Here is a 10,316-nt window from a genome sequence, read left to right as displayed (position 1 = left end):
CCGTACGACGCGGACGGTCGCGCGCAGCGGACCGGACTCGGTCATGCTCGACGGACTCGGCGGCGGTGAGGTCGGTGTGGGTGCGCCGGTAGTGGCGGTCGATGTCCCAGGCGTCCCAGTGGTTGGGGTGGTCGGGGTGCAGCTGGAGGAGGTTGCCGCGCGCGCCCGGGGCGAGCACCTCGCGGCCCGCCGTCAGGTCCAGGACGGAGGTGAGCAGCCCGTCCCCGTCGATGGTGACGCGCAGCAGATCGTTGTCGAGGACGATGGCGTGGCCGTCGCTCAGCGAGGTCACCGGCGACGCCGTCCACGTCGTACCGGCGAGGGCCGCCGTGCCCAGCGCGGACACCCGCACCCCGGCCGCCGCGCGGCCATCGCCCAGCGGCTGCACCGGGGCGTCGGTGGGCAGGGCCGCCGCCGTTTCCGCGTCCAGGACGGCGACCTCCTCGCGCTCGTACGGCGAGGCGTTCAGCACCGCCGGGGTGCCAGGACCGGCGGCGGTGCCCAGAGCACCCACCGCGTCCGCGGCGATCCCCTCCAGCTCGGCGCGCACCCGTGCGTATGTCTCGCGCGCCTCGCGGTGCACCCAGGCGATCGAGGAGCCCGGCAGGATGTCATGGAACTGGTGCAGCAGTACCGTCTTCCAGATTCGGTCCAGGTCGTCGTACGGATAGGCGTACCCGGGCACGTGGAGCGCGGCGGCCGTGGCCCACAACTCGGCCTCCCGCAGCAGGTGTTCGCTGCGCCGGTTGCCCTGCTTGGTGGCCGCCTGGGTGGTGTACGTGGCCCGGTGCAGCTCCAGATACAGCTCGCCCGACCACACCGGCGCCTTGGCCCCGTACTCCCGCTCCGCCTCCGTGAAGAACACCGACGGCTTGTGGATCTCGACCTTCGGCGAGCCCTCCAGGGAGCCCAGCCGGCGCGCCTTCTCCAGCATCTCCCGGGTGGGGCCGCCCCCGCCGTCGCCCCAGCCGAAGGGGACCAGTGAGCGGGTGGCGAGGCCCTTGTCGGCGAAAGTTCTTCTCCGCATGGGCGAGTTCGGCCGCGCTGAACTGGGCGTTGTAGGTGTCCACCGGCGGGAAGTGGGTGAACACGCGGGTGCCGTCGATGCCCTCCCACCAGAAGGTGTGGTGCGGCATCTTGTTGGACTGATTCCAGGACAGCTTCTGGGTCAGGAACCACTTCACCCCCGCCAGCTTGGCCAGCTGCGGGAAGGCCGCGGTGTAGCCGAAGGAGTCCGGCAGCCAGATCTCCTCGGTGTCCACCCCCAGCTCCTCCACGAAGAACCGCTTGCCGTGCACGATCTGCCGGGCCAGGGCCTCGCCGCCGGGCATGTTGGCGTCCGACTCGACCCACATCGAACCGACCGGCGCCCAGTTGCCCTCCGCGACCGCCTTCTTGATGCGCTCCCAGATATGCGGCTGGTGCTCCTTGACCCAGGCGTACTGCTGCGCCTGGGAGCACGCGAACACCAGCTCCGGATAGTCGCCCGCGAGCGCGGTGACATTGGCGAACGTACGGGACGCCTTGCGCACCGTCTCGCGCAGCGGCCACAGCCACGCCGAGTCGATGTGCGCGTGCCCGGCCGCCGAGACCCGGTGCGCGCTGGCGTGCGCGGGGCGCTCAAGCACCCCGGCCAGCTCGGCGCGCGCGGCGGCCGCGGTGGCGGGCACGTCGTGCAGGTCGAGCGCGTCGAGCGCGTTCTCCAGGGCGCGCAGGATCTCGTGGCGGCGCGGCCGGTCCGCGGGCAGCTCGCGCATCAGCTCGGACAACACCTCGATGTCCAGGACCAGATGCCATACATCCTCGTCGAGGACGGCCACATCGGCGGAGGCGAAGCGGTACAGCGGCCGGTCCCCGGCGGTGAGGACGTCGCCGAGCGGGGTCGGCGCGAAGCCGTCGCGCAGCACGGACGGATTGGCGGCCGCCTCCAGCAACAGCCGTACGGGCTCACCGCCGTCGGCCGGGGAGGCGACGGGGATATGGCGGTTACGGGGGTGGATGCCCTTGAGCGGTACGCCGTGCGCGTCGTACACCAGACCCTCGGCCTGGAACCCCGGACCGTCGTCGGTGAAGCCGGGGTCGATGACCACCTCCACCCGCCGCCCCGCCCACTCCGCGGGCACCGCGCCCTCCAGCCGGAAACCACCAGGTCGACCACGGCTCGCCCCACTCCGTACCGGCCTCGAACGGCTCATACGCCGCGGCCAGCGCGTCGGCGACCGGAACCGGCTCACCGGGGGCGCGCCAGGCGTAGAGGGCCAGCGGCACGCGCGCCGGGTACTGGGCGGGCCGGATGAACTGGTGCAGAGCCCGCTCCAGGCGCCCCTCCACCAACAGTCGGTCGTCGTGCATCACGGCTCCTCGGGGGTCGGCGCTCAGCGGATCACCTCTGATGCTTTCCCCCGGTGTGTGGCACGGCAACAGGCGGGAATGCATTCCGTGAGCATGTTCGACGGCATTCGACACTGGCCGCTCCGAGGGCGGCCAGGGGCGGGGGAGGATGAAGCGTCAGCCTGTACGGCGGGGCCGGATGACCAACCGGCCGGACTCCGGGGCGGTGGCCATCGAAGGGGAGCGGGGCCGGGGCCTCAGCAAGCGGCTGAGGCATGACGACTATGCGGCGGTGGCGGATGTCCGCGCCGCGCTGCGCGAGATGCTGCGGCACTGGGGCGAGCCCGGCCGGGCCGACCTCGCCGAGCTGCTGACGAGCGAGCTGGTGACGAACGCACTGGTGCACACCGACCGGGGTGCGCTGGTCACGGCCACCTTCGGCGGTGGGATCGCCGGGCCGGTGGCGGGCCGATTACGGGTCGAGGTACGGGACTTCGTGTCCCGTCACCCGAGACTGCGTGACCACCCCCCGGAGGACAGCACCTCCGGGAGGGGCCTGCTGCTGGTGCACACGCTCGCGGACGCGTGGGGCGTACGGGCCCACGGCGTGGGCAAAGCGGTCTGGTTCGAGCTGGAAGCGGACGGCGGCTGACCGCCGCCGACCGCCCCTCGGTCTGCGGGTTCTGCCTCAGCCGAACTGCCGCTCGATCTCCGCGAGCTTCTCCTCCAGGGAGTCCAGCCGCGGAATGGTCAGGGTGTCGTCCTCGGCGGTGAGGTCGACGGTCCGCGCCCTGTCCTTGTCCTTGTCCTTGTCATCCTTGCCGTCGGTGTTCTTGGCCTTGTCCCGGTCGGCTTCGGTGGCGTCGGTGTCACCGAAGCCGAAGCTGAAATCCAGGTCACGGCTCCAGTCCCGTCGGCCGTCGTCGCCGCGGTCGTCGCGCTGAGTGGACTCAGCCGCGTCCGCGGACTGCAAGGCGGGCCGAGCTGAGGGCGCTGACAGCTCGGCCGCTTCGGCTTTTCCCAGCGCGTTGTCCTCCAGGGCAGACTCCGCGGTGAGCTGCGGCGGCTGTGCCGCAGGGGCGATGTCCACCTGGCGGCCGCCGCCCCGGCCCCACGCCCGGTGTTGCCGGTTGAGCGCCCGTATCCGGGCTTTGTCCAGCTTCTCCTTGTCCCGGCGGCGGTTGCGGTTCTGCTCCTTCTCGCGCCGGTCCTCGCGGACCTCCTCGACCGCCTCGTCGAGCGTCCGGACGTTCTCCAGCAGCATCAGCGACCATGCGCCGAAGGTCTCGCGGGGCGCCCGCAGCCAGCGGACGATACGGATCTGCGGCAGCGGGCGGGGCACCAGGCCCTGTTCGCGCAGCGCGGCCCGGCGGGTCTGCTTGAGCGCCCGGTCGAAGAGGACCGCGGCCGACAGCGACATGCCCGCGAAGAACTGCGGCGCACCGTCGTGGCCCATGCCGCGCGGCGCGTGCACCCAGTTGAACCAGGCGGAGGCGCCCGCGAACAGCCACACCAGCAGCCGCGAGCCGAGCGCCGCGTCACCGTGGCTGGCCTCGCGCACCGCCAGCACCGAGCAGAACATCGCGGCGCCGTCCAGCCCGAACGGCACCAGGTACTCCCAGCCGCCCGAGAGGTTCAGGTTCTGCTGTCCGAAGCCCACGAGTCCGTGGAAGGAGAGCGCGGCCGCGACCGCGGCACAGCAGAACAGCAGGACGTACGAGGCCGTCGCGTAGACGGTTTCCTTGCGCCGGCGGCGCTCCTCGCTGCGCTCCCAGGAGTCGGCGATCCCGGTCTCCTCCTTCTTCCCGTTACGGCCGCGCGCGAGGACAACTCCCGCCCCCACGACTCCGACGAGCGCTATGACGACTGGCAGGGCCCAGCCCAGCGATATGTCCGTCAGTCTCATCCGGTGCCCCTTGCCTCGCTTCCGTGAAGTTCTGGCCGCAGTACGGCCCTACTCGCGCGACATCCTGGCGGAATCCTGCCGGGCCTCAAGCAGTTTCCGGACAAGAGGCCGCCAAGTGGGCGGGGGGACACGCGGATAGGTGCGATACGGTTCGAACGCTCGCTCGTTGCAAGCGGCTTGATTCTATTCACGGAACCCGAGCGCGGGTAAATCCGATCCAACGGCTTACCGTCGGCCGTCCGCACCTCCTTAGTGATCTTTTCTCGCCCCTGTCCCGTCGTGGGCGCTTCGGGAGCCCCGCATCCGTGGCCGAAAGGCATCGCTTCCGGTGTCCGGTCCGGCCGGAATGCGGTGTGGAGGTGTGATCGGAGTGTGGCCAGGGTCATGCCGGGGTTGGGTGAAGACCTCGCGACGACTGTGCGACGGCTGTGCGACGAGCTTGCGCCGACGTTGCGAATCCTGGACGTCGTACGAGGTCGGCCGCGACCGCGCGCGGTGACCGGAGCGTGTGGGCTTTGTCCTCGGGCGGCATCCGCATATCGTTTCGATGGAATGTCAGGAGGACCCGAGTGGAGCAGGCCAAAGCCCAGGCGGCGACCGAGCCGCGGGACGCCTCCGGCGTGCCCGGGGCGCGCAGGTCACCGCGCCGCCACTCGGTGCGCGGGCAGATCCTGGACGCCCTGCGGGACGCGCTGGTCGGGGGCGAGCTGACCCCCGGCGAGGTGTACTCCGCCCCGGCCCTCGCCGACCGCTTCGGCGTCTCGCCCACGCCGGTGCGCGAGGCCATGCAGCAGCTCGCGGGCGAGGGCGCCGTCGAGGTCGTACCGAACCGCGGCTTCCGGGTGGCCCGGCGCAGCGCGCGCGAGCTGGCCGAGCTGGCCGAGGTCCGCGCCCTGCTGGAGGTCCCGGTGATGCTCAGCCTGGCCCGGGCGGTCGCGCCCGAGCGCTGGGCGCGCTTGCGGCCGTTCGCGGAGGCGACGGCGGCGGCCGCCGCGAAGGGGGACCGGGCCGCGTACCTGGAGTCGGACCGTACGTTCCACCAGTCGGTGCTGAGCCTGGCCGGGAACCATCAGCTGGTCGTCGTCGCCGATGAGCTGCATCGGCGGGCGCAGTGGCCGCTGGCCTGCGGGCGTGCTGTGCGCACGGCCGATCTGGTCGCGGATGCCGCCGAGCATATGGCGCTGCTCGACGCGCTCGCGGCCCGCGATCTGGATGTGGTGGAGTCGCTGGTCCGCGAGCACTTCACGTCCGGCGCCTGAGCCTTTCCCCTACCCGCCCCTCCCCGACCCCGGGGCTCAGCCCCGGCCCCGGGCGGGGGCTCCGCCCCCACACCCCCGCTCCTCAAACGCCGGAGGGGCTGGATAGCGGACCCGGTTGTGGGCAATCGTTCCGCGGGGCGGAACGGGTGGGCACAACCCGGCCACCGGGCCGCACCCGGGAACGAAACCTCAGGTGGCACCCCGCGGTGCCGTCACGCTAACTGCTCGGCCAGCCACACCGGCACGCCACCCAGCAGCCGCACCAACCGCCCTGCCTCAGCCCGCAGCCGCCCCGCCTCTGGCTCCTCCTCGACGTCCGCCAGAGAGGCCAGCGCGGGGGCGATGCCGACCAGGTAGCCCAGCTCCTCGCGGATCCGCAGCGATTCGGCGAAGCCGTGGCGGGCCTCGGCGAGGTTGCCCTCCTCCTCGGCCATCCCGGCCAGATGGCGCCACGTGAAGGAGCGCAGCAGCGTGTCGCCGTGCGCGGCGGCGCCCGCGTGGGCGCGCTGGAACGCGGCCTGGGCGCCGGTGGGGTTGTGGGCGAGGTGCTGCGAGATCAGCCCGCGGCGGAAGTCCAGCAGCGGACGGGTCGGCGAGCCGGGCCCGAGCAGCGCGGCGGCCCGGCCGAGGGCGGTGCGCGCCTCGTCGGCGCGGTCGCGGTTCCCGAGCAGGGTGGAGGCGTACGCGAGGTAGCCGCGCTCGCACGCGGTGGCGCCGCGCTCGTCGTCGGTGAGGGCGAGGGCCTCGGCCGCCCGCAGCGCGTCGTCGGCCGCGTCCCAGCCCCGGGAGGTGTACATGCACCGCTCGATCAGGATGGCGCCGCGCTTGAGGGCCGCGGCCGCGTCGTCCGCGGCGTACGGGGCGAGCAGCTCGGCGGCGTCCTTCCAGCACGCGCGTGAGCGCAGCCGCCACACCGCCGTGTCGAGCGGGTCATCCGCCCGCCCGGCCCCTCCGTCGGGGTCGGGATCGAAGTTCGATGATCCAGGTGGTGACATGGCGGTGTCCGCCACATTGCCCTCCCCAAGCGCGCCATCGAGCCGGAAGCCGTTGCCGAATCTCAACACGGAAGCGCGGGCCCGGCCAAGAGGTTGGTGTGAATGAATTCACAAACCACCGGCGAGAGTGGTGGTTTCCAGGGTTCCCGGGGTGCGCGGGGTGCGCGGGGTGCTCAAGGCATTCAGGGGGCGCGCGGGGCGCTCGGCCCGTCAGCCGCCCGTCAGCTCATGCGCAGCGCGAGGAAGAAGTCCAGCTTGTCCTCGAGCCGGGCCAGATCGCGCCCGGTCAGCTGCTCGATCCGGCCCACCCGGTAGCGCAGCGTGTTGACGTGCAGATGCAGCCGTGCCGCGCACCGCGTCCACGAGCCGTCGCACTCCAGGAACGCTTCCAGGGTCGGGATCAGCTCGGCCCGGTGGCGGCGGTCGTACGCGCGCAGCGGGTCCAGCAGCCGGGCGGTGAAGGCGCGGCGTACGTCGTCCGGGACGAAGGGGAGCAGCAGTACGTGCGAGGCAAGCTCCTGGTGCCCGGCCGCGCTGACCCGGCCCGGCCGCGCGGCGGCCACCCGGCGGGCGTGCCGGGCCTCCTCCAGCGCGCCGCGCAGCGCCTCGGCGGAGTGCACGGGGGCGCTGACGCCCAGCGTGAGCCGGGCGTCGTCGCCCAGGCCGCGGGCGAGCGGTTCGCCGACGGCCGCGAGCAGGGCGTCCGCGTGCAGCCCCGCCTCATGGCCCTCCGCCTCCGTGGACGCCGACGTGGACGCCGCGTCGGCGTCGGCGGGCGCGGGCAGCGGGAGGAGCGCCACCGCCTCGTCCCCGGTGTGCGCCACGGCGATCCGGTCCGAGGGCCCGGCCCCGGCCGACCGCGGGTCCACCAGGATCTCTTCCAGCAGCGCCTGGGCCACCGGGCCGCCGTCCGGCTCCCCTTCCATCCGCGCCACCACGACCTGCCAGTGCGGCGCGTCGCCGCTGCCGAGCCCCGGCAGCAGCACCGGCGCCGTCACCCGCAGCCGGGCAGCGACCTCGGCGGACGGCGCGCCCGCCTGGACCAGCTCCAGCACCTCCTGGGCGAGCTGCCGCCGCACCGTACCGGCCGCGTCCCGGCGGTCGCGCTCGACGGCGATCAGCTGGGTGACCCCGTGCAGCAGGTCCAGCCGCTCATCCGGCCAGTCGCCCGCGTCCGCGGCGACCGCCAGCAGCCAGTCGGCGAGCGGGGGCGCGGGCGCCTCGCCGGTGTCGCCGCCGCTCGTACCGCCGCGGATGGGGAAGAGGGAGTACGTCACTCCGTTGGCGGCGGTCAGCCGGTGCGGGCCGCGGCGCCCGGCGCGCTGGGCGGCCAGATGCTCACCGGCCAGCTGAGCGCGGACGGGCTGCGGCAGCTCCGCGGCCCCGGGAGCGGTCGGCCCGGCGATCGGGCGGCCGGTGGGGGAGAGCACCCAGGCGGCCAGGTCGAGGTCCGAGCCGAGCAGGTCGAGCACCACCTCGGGGCCGCCGCCCGCGGCGCCCGGGGTCATCAGCCGCCGGTGCCGGTCCACCACGGCGGCCAGGTCCCCGGCCCGCTCGCCGGAGACCTGGCGTACGACATGCTCGGTGATCGACGCGAACGCCACGTCCTCGACCACGGAGAACAGCGGCAGCCGGTGCCGCGCGCAGGCCAGCACCAGATCCTCGGGTACGGGGCCCAGCTCGGCCTCGCCCGCCGCGAGCCCGGCCACCCCGGCGGCCGCCAGGATCCGTACGAACCGCTCGGAGTCGTCCGGCTGCCGCCGCCACGCCAGCCCCGTCAGCACCAGTTCGCCGCCCGACAGATAGCGGCTCGGATCGCGCAGATCGGTGGTCATCACGCCGCGTACGGTGCGGTCCAGCTCGTCCTCGCCGCCGAGCAGGCGCAGGCCCAGGGCATCGGTTTCCAGCAGTGCGCGCAGCCGCATGGTGGTGCCAGCCGATCTCGTCTTGTCACTCGTCTTTTGTCACCGGTTCTGTCACCGGTCGAATACCGCGAGGTTTCCATTCCCCGTCGTTCGTTCGAATCTACAAGACCGGCCCGCTGGCCAGCCAATTGCTTCATGTCTTCGGTGACTGCCACGGGGGCCCGCGGCCGGGTCTACTGGACTGGGAGCCGCGTGCACGAGTTCCTTCAGGACTGGTGAGAAGAGAGGCCCATGGACTTCCTGCGCCCCGCCGACTGGCGGGAGGCGCTCGCCGCGAAGGCCGAGCACCCCGACGCCGTACCCATCGCGGGCGGCACCGATGTGATGGTCGAGCTCAACTTTGATCACCGGCGGCCCGAACGGCTGCTGGATCTGACCCGTATCGGCGAACTGGGTGAGTGGGAGAGCGGCGGGCGGACGGTCCGGCTGGGCGCCGGGGTGCCGTACACCCACATCATCGAGCGGCTGCACACCGAGCTGCCCGCCCTCGCGCTCGCCTCGCGCACCGTCGGCTCGCCGCAGATCCGCAACCGCGGCACCGTCGGCGGCAACCTCGGCGCCGCCTCGCCCGCCGGGGACGCGCATCCGGCGCTGCTGGCGGCCGGGGCCGAGGTGGAGGTGGCCTCGGTGCGCGGCACCCGGATGATCCCGGTCGAGGAGTTCTACACCGGCGTGAAGCGCAACGCGCTGGCGCCCGACGAGCTGATCAGGGCCGTCCACATCGAGCGGGCCGACGGGCCGCAGCAGTTCTCCAAGGTCGGCACGCGCAACGCCATGGTCATCGCGGTGTGCGCGTTCGCCCTCGCGCTGCATCCGCGCACCCGCACCGTGCGCACCGGCATCGGCTCGGCCGCGCCCACACCGGTGCGCGCCCGGGCGGCGGAGGACTTCCTGAACGCGGCGCTCGCGGACGGTGCGTTCTGGGACAGCGGCGAAACGATTCCGCCCGCGGTCGCCCGGGAGTTCGCCCAGCTGTGCGCGGACGCGTGCGACCCCATCGACGACGTACGCGGCAGCGCCGCCTACCGCCGCCACGCGGTGACGGTCATGGCGCGCCGCACGCTCGGCTGGACCTGGCAGGCGTACCGCGAAGGCGAAGGGAGGGCCGCGGCATGCGCGTGAACATGACCGTCAACGGACGGCCGCAGCAGGCCGACGACGTCTGGGAGGGCGAGTCCCTGCTGTACGTGCTGCGCGAACGACTGGGCCTTCCGGGCTCGAAGAACGCCTGTGAGCAGGGCGAATGCGGATCGTGCACGGTCCGGCTCGACGGCGTGCCGGTGTGCGCGTGCCTGGTGGCCGCTGGGCAGGCCGAGGGCCGCGAGGTGGTGACCGTCGAGGGGCTTCCGGAGTACGCGGAGCGCCGTACCTCCGGTGACGCCGGGGCGAGCGCGCTGGCCCCCGTCCAGCAGGCGTTCATCGACGCGGGCGCCGTGCAGTGCGGCTTCTGCACCCCCGGCCTGCTGGTCGCCGCAGATGAGCTGCTGGAACGGACCCCCGACCCGTCCGACGCCGACATCCGCGAGGCGCTCTCCGGCAACCTCTGCCGCTGCACCGGCTACGAGAAGATCCTCGACGCGGTGCGCCTCGCCGCCGCCCGCACCTCGGTCTCCGGGGAGGCGAGCTGACCATGGGACCCGACCGCGCCCCCACCAGGATCACCCAGGCCCATCTGACCGAGAGCCGGGGCAAGGGCCACATCGGCGAATCCACCCTCCGCCCCGACGGCACGCTCAAGGTGACGGGCGAGTTCGCGTACTCCTCCGACCTGTGGCACGAGGACATGCTGTGGGGCTTCACCCTGCGCAGCCCCCACGCCCACGCCGAGATCCCGCTCCATCGACATTCAGCGGCGCGCTGACCCCTGCCCCGGCGTCCACGCCCGTCATGACGCACGACG

General features: G+C 73.1%; 7 protein-coding genes and 2 pseudogenes. 5 read left to right on the top strand and 4 right to left on the bottom strand.

Annotation, left to right across the window (positions count from 1 at the left end; translation table 11 throughout):
- A pseudogene (locus tag SSOG_RS11040) lies at positions 1–2,352 on the bottom strand (alpha-mannosidase); the annotation flags it as partial.
- 148 nt (positions 2,353–2,500) lie between these two features.
- Between SSOG_RS11040 and SSOG_RS11035 the strand changes: the two are divergent.
- Positions 2,501–2,983: an ATP-binding protein gene (locus SSOG_RS11035; protein ID WP_086015784.1), complete on the top strand. Its 483-nt coding sequence runs from the start codon at positions 2,501–2,503 to the stop codon at positions 2,981–2,983.
- A gap of 36 nt (positions 2,984–3,019) precedes the next feature.
- Here the strand turns inward: SSOG_RS11035 and SSOG_RS11030 are convergent, their stop codons facing one another.
- A complete protein-coding gene (locus SSOG_RS11030) occupies positions 3,020–4,237 on the bottom strand; it encodes a DUF2637 domain-containing protein (protein WP_009714301.1) in 1,218 nt (405 codons plus the stop codon).
- 569 nt (positions 4,238–4,806) lie between these two features.
- On the opposite strand from SSOG_RS11030, the gene SSOG_RS11025 reads away from it, so the two are divergent.
- A complete protein-coding gene (locus tag SSOG_RS11025; RefSeq protein ID WP_039937194.1) occupies positions 4,807–5,496 on the top strand; it encodes a GntR family transcriptional regulator in 690 nt (229 codons plus the stop codon).
- A gap of 212 nt (positions 5,497–5,708) precedes the next feature.
- Here the strand turns inward: SSOG_RS11025 and SSOG_RS11020 are convergent, their stop codons facing one another.
- Both SSOG_RS11020 and SSOG_RS11015 read right to left on the bottom strand, forming a co-directional pair.
- Positions 5,709–6,491, bottom strand: a complete 783-nt coding sequence (locus SSOG_RS11020) for a hypothetical protein (protein ID WP_009714299.1) — start codon at positions 6,489–6,491, stop codon at positions 5,709–5,711.
- Between the two features lie 221 nt (positions 6,492–6,712).
- Positions 6,713–8,416, bottom strand: a complete 1,704-nt coding sequence (locus SSOG_RS11015) for a PucR family transcriptional regulator ligand-binding domain-containing protein (protein WP_009714298.1) — start codon at positions 8,414–8,416, stop codon at positions 6,713–6,715.
- A gap of 231 nt (positions 8,417–8,647) precedes the next feature.
- Between SSOG_RS11015 and SSOG_RS11010 the strand changes: the two genes are divergently transcribed.
- The 3 genes and pseudogenes from SSOG_RS11010 to SSOG_RS11000 form a co-directional block, all read left to right on the top strand.
- Positions 8,648–9,538: an FAD binding domain-containing protein gene (locus tag SSOG_RS11010; RefSeq protein ID WP_009714297.1), complete on the top strand. Its 891-nt coding sequence runs from the start codon at positions 8,648–8,650 to the stop codon at positions 9,536–9,538.
- Positions 9,529–10,044 (top strand): (2Fe-2S)-binding protein, encoded by a 516-nt coding sequence (locus tag SSOG_RS11005; protein WP_009714296.1) that lies wholly within the window; start codon positions 9,529–9,531, stop codon positions 10,042–10,044. Before SSOG_RS11010 ends, SSOG_RS11005 begins: the two co-directional genes overlap by 10 nt.
- A gap of 2 nt (positions 10,045–10,046) precedes the next feature.
- Positions 10,047–10,316, top strand: a pseudogene (locus tag SSOG_RS11000) (xanthine dehydrogenase subunit D); the annotation flags it as partial.

This window comes from Streptomyces himastatinicus ATCC 53653 (assembly GCF_000158915.1).
Taxonomy (GTDB): Bacteria; Actinomycetota; Actinomycetes; order Streptomycetales; family Streptomycetaceae; genus Streptomyces; species Streptomyces himastatinicus.
Note: the sequence above shows the minus strand (reverse complement) of the source record. Positions and strands in the feature narration are given on the sequence as shown.

Bases quoted from the DNA above. Each gene is read 5' to 3' on its own strand.
- SSOG_RS11035 (WP_086015784.1), top strand. From the start codon at position 2,501: ATGAAGCGTCAGCCTGTACGGCGGGGCCGGATGACCAACCGGCCGGAC.
- SSOG_RS11030 (WP_009714301.1), bottom strand. From the start codon at position 4,237: ATGAGACTGACGGACATATCGCTGGGCTGGGCCCTGCCAGTCGTCATA.
- SSOG_RS11020 (WP_009714299.1), bottom strand. From the start codon at position 6,491: ATGTCACCACCTGGATCATCGAACTTCGATCCCGACCCCGACGGAGGG.
- SSOG_RS11015 (WP_009714298.1), bottom strand. From the start codon at position 8,416: ATGCGGCTGCGCGCACTGCTGGAAACCGATGCCCTGGGCCTGCGCCTG.
- SSOG_RS11010 (WP_009714297.1), top strand. From the start codon at position 8,648: ATGGACTTCCTGCGCCCCGCCGACTGGCGGGAGGCGCTCGCCGCGAAG.
- SSOG_RS11005 (WP_009714296.1), top strand. From the start codon at position 9,529: ATGCGCGTGAACATGACCGTCAACGGACGGCCGCAGCAGGCCGACGAC.